Source organism: Chryseobacterium daecheongense (assembly GCF_003729955.1).
In the GTDB taxonomy this organism is placed as follows: Bacteria; Bacteroidota; Bacteroidia; order Flavobacteriales; family Weeksellaceae; genus Chryseobacterium; species Chryseobacterium daecheongense.
This window is the reverse complement of record NZ_RJTX01000001.1, coordinates 1,761,054-1,778,186: the sequence shown is the minus strand read 5'-3', so window position 1 is coordinate 1,778,186 and position 17,133 is coordinate 1,761,054. Positions and strand designations below refer to the sequence as shown.

The 17,133-nt window shown below is 36.1% G+C and carries 10 protein-coding genes, 7 tRNA genes and 1 other RNA gene; 16 read left to right on the top strand and 2 right to left on the bottom strand.

All coding sequences use genetic code 11. The features are described 5' to 3' along the window. Positions 1-1,184 precede the first annotated feature (1,184 nt). Entirely contained in the window at positions 1,185-2,915 is a 1,731-nt protein-coding gene (locus EGI05_RS08285) for a hypothetical protein (RefSeq protein ID WP_123262527.1), read from the top strand. A gap of 62 nt (positions 2,916-2,977) precedes the next feature. Here EGI05_RS08285 and ssrA read toward each other — a convergent pair. Together ssrA and EGI05_RS08275 are read right to left on the bottom strand one after the other, a co-directional pair. Then, positions 2,978-3,379: a transfer-messenger RNA gene (gene ssrA / locus EGI05_RS08280) on the bottom strand. 85 nt (positions 3,380-3,464) lie between these two features. Next, positions 3,465-6,602 carry a T9SS type B sorting domain-containing protein gene (locus EGI05_RS08275; RefSeq protein ID WP_123262526.1) on the bottom strand — a complete coding sequence of 1,046 codons (3,138 nt, stop codon included), beginning with the start codon at positions 6,600-6,602 and terminating at the stop codon, positions 3,465-3,467. A gap of 329 nt (positions 6,603-6,931) precedes the next feature. Here EGI05_RS08275 and rpsU point away from each other — a divergent pair, with 329 nt between their 5' ends. The 15 genes from rpsU to EGI05_RS08200 all read left to right on the top strand — a co-directional run bounded on the left by rpsU (position 6,932) and on the right by EGI05_RS08200 (position 17,114). Then, positions 6,932-7,129: a 30S ribosomal protein S21 gene (gene rpsU / locus EGI05_RS08270; protein ID WP_007846872.1), complete on the top strand. Its 198-nt coding sequence runs from the start codon at positions 6,932-6,934 to the stop codon at positions 7,127-7,129. An 84-nt stretch (positions 7,130-7,213) separates the two neighbouring features. Then, on the top strand, positions 7,214-8,101 hold the full coding sequence (locus EGI05_RS08265) for a tyrosine-type recombinase/integrase (RefSeq protein ID WP_123262525.1): 888 nt from the start codon (positions 7,214-7,216) through the stop codon (positions 8,099-8,101). Beyond that, positions 8,098-8,388: an HPF/RaiA family ribosome-associated protein gene (locus tag EGI05_RS08260; RefSeq protein WP_123262524.1), complete on the top strand. Its 291-nt coding sequence runs from the start codon at positions 8,098-8,100 to the stop codon at positions 8,386-8,388. The genes EGI05_RS08265 and EGI05_RS08260 overlap by 4 nt, the downstream gene beginning before the upstream one ends. 108 nt (positions 8,389-8,496) lie before the next feature. Next, positions 8,497-8,570: transfer RNA gene (locus EGI05_RS08255), tRNA-Thr, on the top strand. A 19-nt stretch (positions 8,571-8,589) separates the two neighbouring features. Next, a tRNA-Tyr gene (locus EGI05_RS08250) sits at positions 8,590-8,670 on the top strand. A gap of 85 nt (positions 8,671-8,755) precedes the next feature. Then, a tRNA-Gly gene (locus EGI05_RS08245) sits at positions 8,756-8,828 on the top strand. Between the two features lie 89 nt (positions 8,829-8,917). Beyond that, positions 8,918-8,991 (top strand) — tRNA-Thr (locus EGI05_RS08240). Between the two features lie 19 nt (positions 8,992-9,010). Continuing rightward, positions 9,011-9,091 (top strand) — tRNA-Tyr (locus EGI05_RS08235). Between the two features lie 86 nt (positions 9,092-9,177). Then, positions 9,178-9,250, top strand: a tRNA-Gly gene (locus tag EGI05_RS08230). A 41-nt stretch (positions 9,251-9,291) separates the two neighbouring features. Further along, positions 9,292-9,363, top strand: a tRNA-Thr gene (locus tag EGI05_RS08225). A gap of 157 nt (positions 9,364-9,520) precedes the next feature. Beyond that, positions 9,521-10,201 (top strand): response regulator transcription factor, encoded by a 681-nt coding sequence (locus EGI05_RS08220; protein ID WP_123262523.1) that lies wholly within the window; start codon positions 9,521-9,523, stop codon positions 10,199-10,201. Between the two features lies 1 nt (position 10,202). Further along, positions 10,203-11,567: an ATP-binding protein gene (locus tag EGI05_RS08215; RefSeq protein ID WP_123262522.1), complete on the top strand. Its 1,365-nt coding sequence runs from the start codon at positions 10,203-10,205 to the stop codon at positions 11,565-11,567. Positions 11,568-11,628: 61 nt separating this feature from the next. After that, positions 11,629-12,885 (top strand): TolC family protein, encoded by a 1,257-nt coding sequence (locus tag EGI05_RS08210; protein ID WP_228428569.1) that lies wholly within the window; start codon positions 11,629-11,631, stop codon positions 12,883-12,885. A gap of 1 nt (position 12,886) precedes the next feature. Then, positions 12,887-13,969: an efflux RND transporter periplasmic adaptor subunit gene (locus EGI05_RS08205; protein ID WP_123262521.1), complete on the top strand. Its 1,083-nt coding sequence runs from the start codon at positions 12,887-12,889 to the stop codon at positions 13,967-13,969. A gap of 46 nt (positions 13,970-14,015) precedes the next feature. Next, positions 14,016-17,114 (top strand): efflux RND transporter permease subunit, encoded by a 3,099-nt coding sequence (locus EGI05_RS08200; protein WP_123262520.1) that lies wholly within the window; start codon positions 14,016-14,018, stop codon positions 17,112-17,114. The last annotated feature ends 19 nt before the right edge of the window (positions 17,115-17,133 follow it).

The window sequence follows — 17,133 nt, the reverse complement described above, 5'->3', positions numbered from 1 at the left end:
TTTTGAGAATACAGCACAGCGGTAGTGCATAAGAAAAGTGCACTCATGTAGATTTTTTTCATCTATCTTGTGTATTTAAAAGTTAATACTAGTGTTTATTGTTAAAACCTTGCAAATTTAACGTTTTTTAATAACTATTTATTTTGTATTAGATCAAATTAATATGAATCTAGTTATATACTGTATCATAAAAGCAAATATATACCTATATAACGACAAAGCGTGTCGTGTTATCTTTAAGATGCAATTCTATTGTTTGGTTGCAGAATGCCTTACTGTCTCTTTGTTCCATTTTATCCAGAATTGATCAAGGCTAACCTACATAAAAAATTCATCTATTTCTTGAGGGAGTTATATAATAAGTATAGTTATCCCCAATTGCTAAACTCCCTTGGAAACTCAACATATTTTAAATTCTCATGGATAAATACGTCTCCCCATTGTGATGAATACTCATAACCTTTTTGCTTTCATTATAAACTTTGTTTTTTTCATCTCTATAGGCAATCATTTTACTGTCGTTACTGTAATCATTTGAGGAATTATTTTGAGAGCTACTACTATTGCCATAAGGATTGAAACTGGATACTGTTACATTTTTATAACACGATTCGTTTCATTCGCTGACGAATAATTAATTCTTGCTCGGTTTATTTCATCAACACATTTTTTTTGAAAAATGTCTGAAATAAGTATTCTTTGTTCATCAGTTACGTCTAAATTGTTGATTTGATCGGATAGAGAATTTACTGTGTTTTGAACTTGCTGAACGTTATTGTTATATCTATCCTGCAAAATGCTTGTAGCATTTCCCAAAAGTTATTTATGAGGATTTCTAATTTATTCTAAAGATAAGCAAAATATCAACTTATTAAATGTCAGGCTAATGAAAATTCAATAGCTCTTAAACAAAACACTAGTAGTCTATGTGTATATTATATAACTTATTCTTAAATTTATTGTTAATTAGCCAAGAAATTCGAGAATTTTTCTTTCACTTTCACTTGTCAAGGTAGATCTATTTAGAACAATACGTCTTACTCTTATAAAATACAAATAGGATTGTGTTAGAGAGTAAGTAGCTTTAAAAGGTGTAATTTTATTGATTGTTATAATCTGTAAATAGACTTTCATAAAAACGAAGCACCTATTTAGATTTACTAAAAAACACAAAAAAATTATTAATGGCAAAATATAAAACTACAACGCGTTTAAAGTTGATTGTTGCTCTCAGTTGGAAAGATATATTTCCGGAAAAGATCGAAAAGGGAGATGTTATAGACATTTTAACGGGAATAGATCCTGATTTTCTTTTACTAATTATTTGCGCGATAAATCAATCTTTTGTTGCAAAAGAATCGTTTGAACTAAAATTGCTTAATTCATTATCAGATTTTGAACAAATAAAATATAGATATAAAATACATAAGATATTAAGTTCGATAACTCCGGAAGACTCTAACTCTTATAATAGAGATTCGAAATGTATTTTTAATGTAAAGGCGAATAGTTTATTAATAAAGAAAATAGTTGAAAATTATAATTATTTAAAAGAAAAGGCAACTAATGTTTTTGAATCATTTCCATTTATTCAGGCGTATTTAATTTTTAATGAAGAAGTTTTTCCAAAAAATAAATTTATGGATGATATTCCAGATAAATATTTTAAAAGCTTAGCTCAGTTCATTATTTCCGCAAAGACTATTGATTTTGATTTCGTTTATCATCAACTTTTCATCTTTGTGAGGTTAAGATCGCTATTTGAATACTTATGTAGAAATTATGAAGGTTTTCTACAAAAGTTTGAAAAAAAATATCAGATAAATGGACTAGATAAATATATCTTTGACCAGCTATCATTGTTAAACTATTTGAATGATAAAAACTATATAGATTTTGATTTAAAAAATACCTATGAGATTCAGATAAGAGAATACTGTGAAGAATTATGTATTAATTCAGTTTTTAATAGAGGGAAAATTAACAATATTGAATTAAAATATTATCCTTTGCTAAAGGATCCGAAAAATTCTAATGGCTATTTTGTATTGAATAAAGCATACTTTTTTCTCAATTTTTATCATAAGATCAAATTCCAAGCATTTCAATTTTTAAAAGATGAATATAAGGTGTTTAATACTTATAACGACTTTTCTTCCGAATATGCGGAAAAAGGAGGGGAAGAAATATTGTTTAGGAATTTGATTAAGCTGTCTTTGAAAAATAAGTATTATAAAATAATATTTAATGATAATGATAAGTCATTATTAGACTGTTTAATATTTAATAACAGGCATATCTTCTTATTTGAATTTAAAGATTATGAAAGTATTAATAAATTAGATTCCATTTACAATTATCAGGAAGTAGAGAAAATCATTAGCGAAAATTTTGTAGAAAAAAAAGGAGTTTCTCAATTGATTTCAATGATGAAAAGGTTGAAAAATAATGCAGATTTTAATGACATTATTGTCAAAAAAAATATTAAACTACACAATGTAGAAATATATTCAATATTAGTAGTCTCAAATTCTTTTTATAATATTCCTGCTTTGGAGCATTATTTAGGTCTGAAAATGATAGAAAAAGTTAATACATTAGATCTTGGCTTTAAGAAAATTCATAATCTGGCAATGATTGATTTGAATTCTTTAGTTGAGTTGACATATTATAATAATCAGTTTGATCTAGTAAAATGTCTCAAAGAATATGCCCTTAAGAAAAAAAAATTTAATGAAAATGTCACCCTTCCTAATTATCCTTCCTTTAGAGAATGTTTTATAAAATCAGATGTTGTAAAAAATAGTGATTTCCTTACACAGTTTTTAAAATTAACAAATTTTGAAGATAATAATGATATTAAAGTAATGTCTGAAAATTTTTTTAAACAAAGAGAAAAAAAGAAAACTCTATAATTAGCACCTTAATTAGCACCTGAAATTAAAAAAACCTGTAAATGAGCAATTTACAGGTTTTTTTGTGGAGTTGGAGGGATTCGAACCCTCGTCCAAACAAGCAATACATAAGCTTTCTACATGCTTATTCTACTATTGGTTTTCGACTGAAAGCAGAGAGCAGACACCCAACTTTCAGCTTATCTTCTGAGATTTTCGAGTTTTAGCCGAAGCATCTAAAACCTTATTTCCGCATTCCTATATCTCAGGATCAAACGCCGCAGAACAGAGCATTTGTGAGATATCTTGCTTCCCTACTAAAATCTTCAGGAAAACGCTTGATCTACTATACTTCGATATTAAGCTGCAAGAGCGAACTCTTCGTTGCCAGTTAAAATGTTGTAGCAAGGGATTATAGAGATCGCGCTACGGTTCTCTGCATGCTTACTTACCCATTGATCTTGCTGTCGAAACCAGTCAACCCCATGAATAAGGATAGCAAAAATAGCACATTTTGTTTAAATATAGTTAATATATCTATAGCTTTTTTAAATGCCTGTTATAGTCAACTTATTCTCTGTTCTTTAATAATATCCAACCTGATAGCTCTACCGGCTTTTTGCTAATGTCATCCATCCAGGATAAACTATACCAATAAGTATCTGTTGGTAAAGGTCTTCCTATATATTTTCCATCCCAGATCGGATTTTTAGAGCTCACCTGAAAAACTACTTTGCCATATTTATCGAAAATATTTCCTTTAAAGTTTCCGAACTTGCTGATCACGCTGAAATCAATAACATCATTGATGCCGTCGCTGTTAGGAGTGATAGTGTTGGTCATTAGGAAAGTGTAATATTCCGTATGAGTGTCGCATAAAATACCTCTTTTTCTTACCTTGATGGAATACTGTGTATTTTTAAGCACATTGGTGAAAATATGGGACGATTGCCAAGTCACGCCGCCGTCAATGGAATATTCCAAAGGTTCATTGGCGGGATTTTTCACGTTAATTGTTAAAGTATTATTCTGATAAGTAATACTGGTGATTTCAGGAGTTTTAATATAGGAAACTACTGCTGTAAGTATTTTAGAACAAGAGCCATTATTAATGGTCACGGTATACGTTCCAGGTACAGAGGTGGTGATTGTTTGTGTTGTTGCACCAGTACTCCAGCTATAAGAATAATTAGGCCCTGCTCCGGCATCAAGAGTAGCCTTATCTCCCGGGCATATTTCGACATTAGGTAATGATGATGTTATTTCGGGCACTACGTTAATGGTAATCGATGCACTTGTTTGAGCAGGGCAGCCATTAATTCCTACTCCGGTCACAGTATACGTTGTGGTTGATGTTGGAGAAACGGTTTGGGTATTTCCGGTACCAGGCAGACCTGTCCATGTATAAGTGGCGGCTCCTGATGCCGTTAGAACAACAGAATCTCCTTTACAAATATTAATAGAAGAAGCATTAAGAGTGATCGTAGGAGGAGTGATATTTTTAACTACAGTCACAGAACCTTGCTTTGTACAGCCTAAAGCACTGGTAATAGTAAGGGTATAAGTTCCTCCGTTATTAACTACTGGAGTTAATGTATTGGCTCCCGAAACAATATTTCCTCCACCGGAAGCAGTCCATGAGAACGTTGAACCGGGTTGATACACTGATGCTGAAGCATTAAGTGTAACTTGAGTATTGGTACAGGTAATCTCAGCAGGAGTAGCAATGTTGATGGTAATAGCAGGATCCATTGTTACAGTAGCAGAACTTTGATACTGGCATCCTAAAGGAGTCGTTACCGTAACAGTATAGGTTCCGGGTGTTGTTACCGTATTTGTGGCACCTGTAACTCCATTAGACCAGGAAAAAGTATTTCCTGTACCTGTAGCGGTAGCTGTTAAAGTCGTTGAAGCCCCTCCACAGAAAGTTAAATTTCCGGAGATCTGCACATTGGGGTTAGGGCTATTGGTAATGACAACAGAAACCGGATCACTTGTACATAAACCATTATTGTTTGTTAAAGTATAAGTTCCTGCGGAATTAACTGTGATACTTTGAGTGGTTTGTCCTGTTGACCAAGTATTTCCAGTCGCAAAATTTGAGGTTAAAGTTACACTTCCGTTATTACAGATAACATTGGCAGAAGTTGTGATTACCGGAACTGGTTTTTGATTCACAATTAATTGCAAATTCGCAACTTTTGAACAAGTGGGTGATTTTACGCGTACATATACAGTTGTGCTTCCGGAAACATGAGCTGTTGGATTGGCAATGGTACTGGTGTTTCCTGCAATAGCATCTGCTAGGTTGAGATAATAATCGAAAGTTACTCCCGGAGTAGTACTGATATTGCTTTGCGCTGATGTCAGGTTAAAAGTGGCAGTAGAGGTGTCTGAACATAAGTTTAAGCTTGTATTTTGTACAGCTGGAACGACGCCTTGTGTAACGGTGACAGATTTTTGATAGGTACAATTAGCCGGAGTTTTAACTGTTACGGTATAGGTTCCCGGGGTGGAGACTGAAATACTGTTTCCCGTAGCTCCCGTAGACCAGGTGTAAATATTTCCTACTCCCGTAGAAGTGGCTGTTAATTGTGTCGGAGTATCACATAATAAAAGATTGCCTATGATTTGTACATTAGGATCTGTATCGGCAGTAATGGTTACTGATGCTTGCGGGCTTGTACAATTGCCATTGGTACTTACAAGGGTATAAGTTCCCGGTGCCGTCACGGTAATAGATGGAGTAGTGGCTCCCGTAGACCAGGTATTACCTGTGGCATTGTTAGAGGTTAAAGTAACACTTCCGCTGGGGCATAATGTCGTTGATGATGCCGTGATGGATGCTGTCAAGCTATTGACTTTAAAAATAAAAGAACCCGTCTGCTTACAGGAGTTAAGACTGCTGCTTGGATTATTGGGGTCATTATAATTGATATTATAGTAATAAGTGGAGCCTGGAGTTACAACAACAGGCCCTGTAATGGGACTGGTTCCTGTAGCGGCATTATTAGGATCATCAAAATAAGTTACTGTAAAATTCGTATTCCCGTTGACGATTCCGGAAGATAAAGTGGAAAAGTTAAAAGGAACGGTGGGATCACAAATCGATATTTCTCTTGGTGAATTGGGATTAGGTCCAGGAACTCCGGGTGCTATAAATGGATTAGGCGCAATGCTGGAACTTGAAAAAGGAGATACAAAAGTAGCGGTTCCGCCCCACGTTAAGTTAAATGTATATACTGTAGTAGACCAGTTATCAATATATAAATAATAGGTTTGCCCGGCAAGGACATCCATATACTTACAATAAGGCGTTGTAGGTCCTCCCGCAGAAGTTGTGTTGGTGTTGGTCATGTTCATTCCTGTGCTCGTAAGATTTCCTGATGCATTACATCTGATAGGAAATCCCAGATTGGAACATGTGGTATTGGGACCATAAATAGCCCAGTCATAATCTACAGGTCCTGTAGGCGTAAGATTGAAGGTAAGCGTTCCGCTTGTTGCGATAGTGAATTTATACCATACAGAATGATGCTCACCGGAAGACAGGCACCCACCAAGGCTTTCATAGATATTACCAACTCCCGCCGGAGTATAATTGATATTGGAATTTCCGCATACAGTAATGGCTGAAATACAATCCTCCTGAGCAGAAAGTGAAATATAGAAAATGGATAATAACGAAAATAATAATTTTTTTATCATATCCTGGTTAATGTTTTTTATTAATGAAATAGTTGGAAAAGCTTTTTTGATAAAAGAGAGAAAAGCACAGTTTTGCTAGTCTAGCTCGTGGGGATGGATGATTTTTGTGCTCTCATTTATTCGATTATTAGTTTTTTTGCAAATCTAAATAAATAATTACAATTAATGCCATTAAAATGTTGTAATATTATTAAAATGTTGTGCTGATTCTGAATATTTTACAATTTTTTTTGATTAAAAAAATAGGAGGTAAGTAAAAAACATTGAACTGAAAGTTTGCAGATTAATAAAAAATGTTTACTTTTGCAATCCAAAATGAGATGTAAAATATGTTAATAATTCCTGTAAAAGATGGAGAATCCATCGATAGAGCGTTAAAAAAATATAAAAGAAAATTTGATAAAACTGGAACAGTTCGTCAATTAAGAGCGAGACAACAGTTTATTAAGCCTTCTGTAACTTTAAGACAAGCTAGATTGAAAGCTGCTCACAAACAAAGAGCACTTAGCAAAGAAGAGCAGGCTTAAGATATTTTTCTTAAACACATACTAAATTCACTTCTTAAATTGTTATATTTGAGGAGTGAATTTTTTTGTTTATACTCTAAATATATGTTAGATAAATTTTTAGAATATTTACAGTTCGAGAAGAGGTATTCTCCTCACACCATTACAAGCTATAAAAAAGACCTTGAGGATTTTTCACATTTCTATCTTAAAACGGAATCCTCCGAAGATATTTCCAATGCTGACAAAAAAGTTATCAGAAATTTTATCGTAGAGCTTAGTGAAAACGGTATTTCAAAAAGAAGTATCAACAGAAAACTTTCTTCGCTTCGCAGTTTTTATCTTTTTCTTTTGAGGATAGGCGAAATCACTGTTTCTCCTACGGAAAGTATCTCTTCCCTAAAGTTTTATCCGGAGAAGCAGATTCCCATGTCTAAAGAAGAAATGCAGGAGCTGAATGACCGTGTTTTTGAAGCCATGCATGATGTGTTGGAAAAATGCATTATGGAAGTGCTATACCAGACGGGGATGAGAAAAGCAGAGCTTTGTGGCCTGATATTTGACAATGTAAACATAAACGGAAAAGAACTGAAAGTTATAGGAAAGGGAAATAAGGAAAGGTTTATTCCGATCTCCGAAGATCTTACTAATCTGCTCAAGGATTACTTAAAAATAAGGAATCCTCAACATGAACATCAATCCTATTTTTTTGTGAACAAAAAGGGGAAAAAACTCACTGAAAAATTTGTTTATGTGGTAGTTAATAAGTACCTTAGTCTTATAACTTCGAAACAAAAAAGAAGTCCCCATATTCTGAGACATAGCTTTGCTACACATGTTTTAGACAACGGGGCTGAGATCTCAAAAGTAAAGAAAATATTAGGGCATTCCAGTCTTGCAAGTACTCAAGTCTATACGAATGCTAACATCGAACAATTGAAAAAAGTGTTTAATCAGGCTCATCCTAGAGCTTCAAAAAAAGAAGAATTATGAAGATCACAGTACAATCAATTGGTTTAACTCCTCACGAACCATTAGAATCTCACATTGACAAAAAAGTAAACAAACTTGAGACTTTCTATGATAAAATTCAGGAATGCAAAGTCTTTCTAAAAGTAGAAAATAACGCAGATAAAGCAAATAAAACGGCTGAGATTATTTTGGCAGTTCCGGGAGATGACATCGTCGTAAAGAAGACAACCACAACTTTTGAAGAAAGTTTAGACCTTTGTGTTGATACTGCTAAAAAGCTATTAATCAAGAAAAAAGAAATGGCCTAAGAAAAAAGTTAAAAAAAAGTTATTAAAAAATTTGAGAATTCAAAAAATCCGTTCTATATTTGCACTCGCAAAAAGGAACAGTGATCTTTTGAATTCTTTTTTTAAAATGCCTCCATAGCTCAGTTGGCCAGAGCACGTGATTTGTAATCTCGGGGTCGTGGGTTCGAATCCCTCTGGAGGCTCATTTTAATATAAACATGAGGGGAGATTCCAGAGTGGCTAAATGGGACTGACTGTAACTCAGTTGCTTCGGCTTCGTAGGTTCGAATCCTGCTCTCCCCACATTTTATATTCAAAATAAAGTTGCAGATTTAAAAGCTTTTTTATAGATTTGCACAGCGTTACCAATAGTTTTGGAAACAAAATTGCGGAAGTAGCTCAGTTGGTAGAGCGTCAGCCTTCCAAGCTGAATGTCGCGGGTTCGACCCCCGTCTTCCGCTCATTAAATCACCCAATAGGCGTGATTTTTTTTTACACCTGATATAGCGTAGGGTAGAGTTTCCCTGAATGCTTTCAGTCCTTTAAAATTGCCTCCATAGCTCAGTTGGCCAGAGCACGTGATTTGTAATCTCGGGGTCGTGGGTTCGAATCCCTCTGGAGGCTCAATTTTAATATAACATGAGGGGAGATTCCAGAGTGGCTAAATGGGACTGACTGTAACTCAGTTGCTTCGGCTTCGTAGGTTCGAATCCTGCTCTCCCCACATTTATATTATAAAAGAAAACTTGCAGATTTAAAAGGTTTTTTATAAGTTTGCACAGCGTTACCAATAGTTTTGGAAACAAAATTGCGGAAGTAGCTCAGTTGGTAGAGCGTCAGCCTTCCAAGCTGAATGTCGCGGGTTCGACCCCCGTCTTCCGCTCAACAAAAATCACGCAGCTTAGTGTGATTTTTTTGTTTGACGCCGACTTAGCTCAGCGGTAGAGTGCTTCCTTGGTAAGGAAGAGGTCACGGGTTCAAGTCCCGTAGTTGGCTCACTTCAGTCCCGGATTCTTCCGGGATTTTTTTATTCTAAGAAATCTCCTTGCAGATGCTTAAAATTTAATTAAAATTATCCATTAGGCTGATATATGGATTGCTATTTGATTCAAATCCTTAAAAAAATCTTTAAATTCGTATAAAATAAACTTCGATGAATATTCTTTTATTGGAAGACGACCTTATTCTTTCGGCTGAACTGTGCAAGTTTTTGGAATCAAATCACTTTACCTGTGATAAGATTTATGATGGGGAAACATTTCTTCGCCAGATCAAAAGCAATACCTACGATATGTACCTGTTGGATATTAATGTCCCTAAAATAAACGGATTGGATGTCTGCCAAACCATTCGCTCTTTCGATAAGAATACGCCTATCATTATTATTTCAGCTTACGGAGATCTTTCGGATAAAAAAGATGCCTTTAACAGACTGGCGGATGATTATCTGGTAAAACCTTTTCAGTTTGAAGAACTGTTATTACGCATCAATTCTCTGATGCGAAGAAAAGGACCCGCAGATAATACAGACCAAGATATCGTAAGAGTTGATGATCTCATCATCAATAAAACCGAGCAAAAAGTATACAGAGGCGGAAATGAAATAGCACTTACCTTAAAAGAATTCCAGTTGTTGGTTTATCTTGCTGAAGCACAGGGAAGAACCGTTTCTAAACAGCAGATCACAGAACATGTCTGGGAGCATAATTTCAACACCAATACCAATACGGTAGAAGTATACATCAATTTTTTAAGAAAAAAGATTGATAAGGATTTTAAAGTGAAGCTCATTCATACTCGTTCCGGCTTTGGATACTATTTAAGCCCGTTGTAACATGTCTTTAAAACGAAAGATAGCATTAACGATCAGTATAGCCTTTTCATTACTATTTGGTATTGTAATGGCGGTTATTTATATATCTTTCAATGATTTCAGAAGAGAAGAATTTAAAGAAAGATTCAGGCAGAGACTTGAATTCACTTCCCATTTTATTTCCAAATCAAAAGACTTTGAAGAAGAAGCCCCTGTTTTTTTTAATGAAAATTCAGACAATATCCTTTTAAATGAAACCATTCTGATTTTTAACGGTCAAAAGGAGCTTATTTACAGCACCATAAAAGACAGAAATGTGACATGGGATAATGCTTTGCTAAAAGAACTGGATCAAAAAAAAGCGATATACTCTGAGAAAACGGTTCCGGAAATATATGCCGCTCTAAAAACCATTAACGGAGAAAATTATTATATCCTTACGAGTGCTTTTGACAGTAACGGAAAGTCTAAGCTGGCTTATTTGAAATATCTTTTAATAACGGCATATGTAATGAGCGTGCTTCTCATCGGTTTTTTCAGCTATTATTTTATGGGGCAGTTTCTGCGTCCGCTGGAAGACTTAAACCAGGAAATTTCAGAAGTTACCGCCCACAAATTAACGACTCAGATCCCGGTTCAGGAATCAGAAGATGAAATCAATGTACTGGCGAAATCTTTCAATACCATGATTGTAAGACTGAACGATGTATTTCAGTCACAAAAGGACTTTACAGCAAGTGCGTCTCATGAGATCAGAACGCCTCTTACCAGAATGGCCTTTCAGTTGGAAAACCTGATCAAGCTGGAACAGCACGCTCCGGAAACATTATCTTCATTAAAACAAATTCAACAAGATGTTTATCAATTATCAGACTTAACGAATTCTCTGCTTTTGCTTACCAAATTTGATAAAGAAAATATCCAGAGCATTTACGAAGAAGTAAGAATAGATGAAGTGATCTTTGAATCTTTTGAAATCGTAGAAAAAAGCTATCCGAATCTTAAAATGGATTTCCTGATCTCTGAAAACACTTCTGAGAATGCTCTTTTGACCATAAAAGGAATCCAGTCTTTACTCGATATTGTATTCATCAATTTATTCAAAAATGCAGCAGTATATTCTGATAATACAGAAGTGGATGTTTTGATTACGGAAACCAATTCTCAGCTTACTGTAGATGTGATTTCGCAAGGAAGTACAATCCCTGAAGAAGAACAGCCCAAATTATTTGAAGCTTTTATGAGAGGAAACAATTCCCAGAATATTTCAGGTTCCGGATTAGGTCTCAGAATTGTCAAAAGAATCCTTGAATACCATGGTGCGGAAATTACTTATTCTTCTCCTGAAGAGCACATTAATCAATTCACAGTATTTTTCAAAAAATAATTTAATTTTTTTTTAAGCCCCCTTTAAGTTCGTTTTAATTGCAGAAAAGCAATTTTGTCTCATGAAAATTGAGAAAATAAACAGAATTGCGGGACTGTTTGTGGTCATTTCTTCATTCATGGCAGCACAACGTCCAATGTCGCTTTCGGATTGTGAAGAAGCCTTCCGGAATAACAATCTGCAGGTACTTGCTGAACAATACAACATCAATATTGCAGATGCAGATATTTTGCAGAGTAAAATTTGGGAGCTTCCGCAGTTGAGCGGACAAATCAATGCGTATAATCCTGAAGGCAAGAAAGCATTTGATGTGGGACATGCAAAAGGCGCCCAGGTAACCCAATTGATCTATATGGGTGGAAAAAAGAAAAATGAAATAGCTTTTGCCAAGTCAAACAAAGAGCTGGCCCAGCTTCAGTTCTCCCAATTGCTGGTTGACCTAAGAACTCAGCTTCATACCGCCTATTTTAATCTTTACTACGAAAACCTGAAACTGGATAATACCAACAAACAGTTGAGATATATGAATGATCTTCTCAATGCTTACCGAATACAATCTGCCAAAGGAAATGTATCTCTTAAAGATGAGGTCAGATTACAGAGTATCGTAATTCAGCTTAATAATGATAAACTGGGAATCAATAAAAATATACTGGAGCAGCAACGAAATCTGAAGGTTTTAACCGGAATTACGGAAGATATTGAACCCCGGCTTTCGGATAACGAAGCAAAAGAACTACTGGCCTCTCAGCCTTTCGGAGATGATGAAGAACTAAAAAGAAAAGCATTGGAAAATAATGCGGATTACCAATATTATTTAAAACTGATTGATAACAGTAAGCTGTATGCTCAATGGCAGAAATCCTTAAATGTTCCGGATTTGAATGTAGGGGCAGGATGGGACCAGAATGGAGGGACTTTTAAGAATGAAGTGAATCTGATGGTAGGAATCCCATTGCCCTTGTGGAAAGCCAATCAGGGAAATGTAGAAAAGGCCAATTATTCCATTCAGCAAAATCAGAAAAACGCAGAGTATCAGAAGCTCAGTCTTGAAACCCAGGTAGAAGCAGCATTTAAGACCTGGAAAAATCAGTATGACCAATTAATGGAAATTAAAACCACCGATCTTGATAACCTGGATCTGGTGTACAACGGAATGCTTAAAAACTTCAGAAACGGGAATGTCAACCTCATTGAATTTGTAGATTTTATGGAAAGCTACAGACAAACCGCTCTTCAGATCTACGATATGAAAAATGAGGTCATTCAATCGGCGGAAGAGCTCAACCAACTAGTGCAAACGAAAATCTTCTATTAAAATGAAAAATTATATCATTTCTGTATTCATACTCTTATTTTTTTCCTGCTCGAAAAAGCAGGAGGAAACAGCTCTACAATCTAAAAGAGGCTTTGAATTAAGCAACACCATGTTAAAATCCATCTCTTTGGCAAAAGTTGAGGAAAAATACATAGAAGATGATTACAGCTTTTATGGAAAAATATCTGCGGATAAAAACAGCTATATCGATGTGTATCCTTTAGTAGGCGGGAATGTCTTGAGCGTGAATGTTGAATTGGGCGATTATGTGAAGAAAGGACAGATTTTAGCTACCATCAGAAGTACAGAACTGGCGGAAATTCAAAAAGATGTAAGCGATGCTAAGACAGATCTGGTAGTAGCTCAAAATAATTTACGGGTAGCCAAAGAAATGTATGAAGGCAGATTAAATACGGAAAAAGATGTCTTGGAAGCCAGAAGTGAACTACAAAAAGCACAGGACCAGTTGCAGAGAGCTTCCGCAGTGAGTACGGTATATAACGTAAGAAAAGGAAATATCTACAGTGTTATAGCCCCGATCAGCGGTTATATCGTTCAGAAAAATATCAATAAGGATATGCAGCTGAGAAGCGACAGAAGCGATAATATCTTCGATGTAGCCAATACCACCAATGTATGGGCTATCATGAACGTTAATGAATCCGATATTGATAAAATAAGCCTCGGAATGAAAGCCGAAGTTTCCACGTTGTCATATCCCGATAAAGTTTTCTACGGAAAAATAGATAAGATCTTCAAGATCATCGATCCTCAAACCAACGCCATGCAGGCAAGAGTAGTGCTGGATAATGCCAACGGATTATTAATTCCTGAAAGCAAAGCTACCATTAAAGTCACCAGTTCGGAAAATAATAAGGCACTTACCGTTCCGTCCAAAGCAGTGATCTTTGATGATAACCGGAGTTTTGTAGTGATCTTCAAGTCCAGGACGAATGTAAAGGTCAAAGAGATAAAGGTATTAAAACAGGTGGGAGACACCACTTACGTCTCTGAAGGATTATCTGAAGGAGAACAGGTAATTACAGATAACCAATTGTTGATTTACCGGTCTCTGAACAGCTAAAATCTAAATTTCTTCAACGGCTTTTTTAGGTCATCAAAATCATAGCATGAACAAATTCATCAAAAATATCATTGCCTTTTCATTGAAAAATAAGGCATTCACCTTTATCTGGGTAGCGATTCTGGCAATTTCAGGCTTCATAAGTTTTAAAAATATGCCCATTGAAGCCTTTCCGGATGTTACCAATACGCAAATTGTCATCATTACCCAATGGAACGGAAGAAGTGCGGAAGAAGTGGAACGTTTTGTAACCACTCCCATAGAATTGGCAATGAGTCCGGTTCAGAAAAAAACAAGCGTTAGAAGTACAACGATGTTTGGTTTGTCTATTGTCAAGATTCTTTTTGATGATGGAGTGGATGATACATTTGCCAGAAACCAGGTCAACAATCAATTAAGAACTGTCAGCCTTCCTGATGAGGTAGATCCGGAAGTACAGCCGCCTTATGGGCCAACCGGTGAGATTTTCAGATATACATTGGAAAGCAAAACCAAAGATTCCCGTGAATTGCTGACTTTGCAGAATTGGGTGATAGACCGGGCTTTGAGAGGAGTTCCCGGAGTAGCAGACATTAATGTCTTCGGAGGACAGGATAAAGTTTTTGAACTGAGCATTGATCCGAGAGCATTGGATAAATACAATCTTACACCGCTTCAGGTCTATGATGCTGTAACGAAAAGTAATCTGAATGTAGGGGGTGATGTGATTGAAAAAAACGGACAGGCTTATGTGGTAAGAGGTATTGGTTTAGTGAAATCAGTAGCCGATATCGGAAATATTACCATTCAAAATGACAGCGGGAATCCGGTATTGGTTAAAAATGTAGCCGATGTTCATGAAAGCTCAATGCCGAGAGTAGGACAGGCCGGGTTGAATCATCATGAAGATACGGTGGAAGGAATTGTTGTTATGAGAAAAGGCGAGAACCCCCGTGAAGTTTTGGTAGGAGTAAAAGCTAAAATTAAAGAGCTCAATGAGAAGGTATTGCCGAAAGATGTAAAAATGGTCACTTTTTACGACCGTGACAATCTGATGGATTTTACAACCCACACCGTAATGCATAACCTTATTGAAGGGATCATTTTGGTTACGGTAATGGTGCTGATCTTTATGGCAGACTGGAGAACCACCTTCATTGTTTCCATCATTATTCCGTTATCATTATTGTTTGCCTTTCTGTGTTTGAAAATGGCAGGAATGAGTGCTAATTTACTATCATTGGGTGCTGTTGACTTCGGGATTATTATTGATGGAGCCGTCGTCATGGTGGAAGGACTTTTCGTAATGCTCGATCATAAAGCCCACCAATATGGAACGGAAAGGTTTAACAAACTAGCCAAAGCAGGATGGATTAAACAGACCGGAACAGGATTGGGAAAAGCCATTTTCTTTTCAAAATTAATTATCATCACTTCGCTGATCCCTATTTTCTCATTCCAAAAAGTAGAAGGTAAAATGTTTTCCCCCTTAGCTTTCACATTAGGATTTGCATTAATAGGAGCTTTAATTTTCACATTGACTTTAGTCCCGGTTCTTTCACACCTTCTGTTAAATAAAAACGTAAAGGAAAAAAACAATCCGTTTGTCAACTTTTGGGACAGGATTGTGCTGAAGGGATTCAACTATACTTTTAAACATAAAAAAATGAGTTTAATCGTGGCTCTTTCATTTCTGGGGATTACTCTGTTTTCTGCTAAATTTTTAGGAACGGAGTTTTTACCACAGCTGAACGAAGGTTCACTCTGGATCACCGCGGAAATGCCCATGAGTTCCTCATTAAAAGAATCTTTGAAAACTGCGGATCTGCTAAAAAAAGACATTATGAGTTTTCCGGAAGTCACTGATGTTTTGGCACAAACGGGTAGAAGTAATGACGGAACAGACCCGAACGGATTCGGATTTGTACAGTTTGCCGTCAACCTTAAGCCTAAAGAAGAATGGAAAAGGAACATCAGTTATGAAGAGCTCATTGAAGAAATCGATAAAAAGCTCAGAAGCTATCAGGGGATTACTTTTAATTATTCCCAGCCGATCTCCGATAATGTGGCGGAAGCTGTTGCAGGATTCAAAGCGGAAAACGGAATTAAAATTTATGGAGATAATCTCGAAACACTGGATAAACTGGCAGAAGAAGTTTTAAAAGCTATTAAAAATGTTAACGGAGTTAAAGACCCGGGAATCATCAAAAATATAGGCCAGCCGGAAGTAAGTGTTGTGTTGGACAGAGATAAAATGGCTGCTTACGGAGTAATGCCGGCAGATGCACAGGCTGTACTGGAAATGGCTTTCGGTGGGAAAACAGCTTCGGAAATGTTCGATGGAGAAAGAAAATTCCCTATTCGCTTACGATACTCGCAGGAATACAGGAAAGATGAAAATGATATTGCCTCATTAATGGTTCCCACACAGGACGGCACAAAGATACCTCTCAAAGAAATCAGTAATATCGTTAAAGATAATGGTGCTGCGTTTATTTACAGAGATGACATTAAAAGATACATCGGAGTGAAATTTTCCATCCGAGACCGGGATTTGGGAAGTACCATTGCGGATGCACAAAAAGAAGTGGCAAAAATTGATCTGCCGGATGGATATTCCATTGGCTGGACCGGGCAATTTGAAAATCAGCAGCGAGCTTCTCACAGGTTAGCCCAGGTGGTACCGGTAAGTATTCTGATGATCTTCTTCCTTTTGTTCGTGCTTTTCGGGAACATGAAAGACTCTCTTTTGGTTCTGGCTAATGTGCCTTTTGCTTTGATTGGAGGAATTATTGCGTTACACATCACCAGAATGAATTTTGGAATATCAGCCGGAGTGGGAATGATCGCTTTATTGGGAATCTGTATTCAGAATGGGGTAATCCTGATCACGGAATTCCATCAAAATGTCCGAAACGGTTTGTCTCTTGATTCTGCTATTCTAAACGGTGTGAGATCCAGGACAAGACCTGTGGTAATGACTGCTTTAATGGCTTCCATCGGGCTTTTACCGGCAGCACTGTCTACAGGAATTGGCTCTGAGTCTCAAAAACCATTGGCTATTGTCATCATTGGGGGCCTAATTACAGCAACGATACTGACATTGCTTATTTTCCCCGTTATTTTCTGGATATTTAACAGAACAAAGAAATCACAGGAGATCTGATCATCTTTTTTAATATTTT

Coding starts and splice junctions, on each gene's coding strand:
- EGI05_RS08220 (WP_123262523.1), top strand. CDS start 9,521: ATGAATATTCTTTTATTGGAAGACGACCTTATTCTTTCGGCTGAACTG.
- EGI05_RS08275 (WP_123262526.1), bottom strand. CDS start 6,602: ATGATAAAAAAATTATTATTTTCGTTATTATCCATTTTCTATATTTCA.
- EGI05_RS08200 (WP_123262520.1), top strand. CDS start 14,016: ATGAACAAATTCATCAAAAATATCATTGCCTTTTCATTGAAAAATAAG.
- EGI05_RS08215 (WP_123262522.1), top strand. CDS start 10,203: ATGTCTTTAAAACGAAAGATAGCATTAACGATCAGTATAGCCTTTTCA.
- EGI05_RS08260 (WP_123262524.1), top strand. CDS start 8,098: ATGAAGATCACAGTACAATCAATTGGTTTAACTCCTCACGAACCATTA.
- EGI05_RS08205 (WP_123262521.1), top strand. CDS start 12,887: ATGAAAAATTATATCATTTCTGTATTCATACTCTTATTTTTTTCCTGC.
- EGI05_RS08285 (WP_123262527.1), top strand. CDS start 1,185: ATGGCAAAATATAAAACTACAACGCGTTTAAAGTTGATTGTTGCTCTC.
- rpsU (WP_007846872.1), top strand. CDS start 6,932: ATGTTAATAATTCCTGTAAAAGATGGAGAATCCATCGATAGAGCGTTA.
- EGI05_RS08265 (WP_123262525.1), top strand. CDS start 7,214: ATGTTAGATAAATTTTTAGAATATTTACAGTTCGAGAAGAGGTATTCT.
- EGI05_RS08210 (WP_228428569.1), top strand. CDS start 11,629: ATGAAAATTGAGAAAATAAACAGAATTGCGGGACTGTTTGTGGTCATT.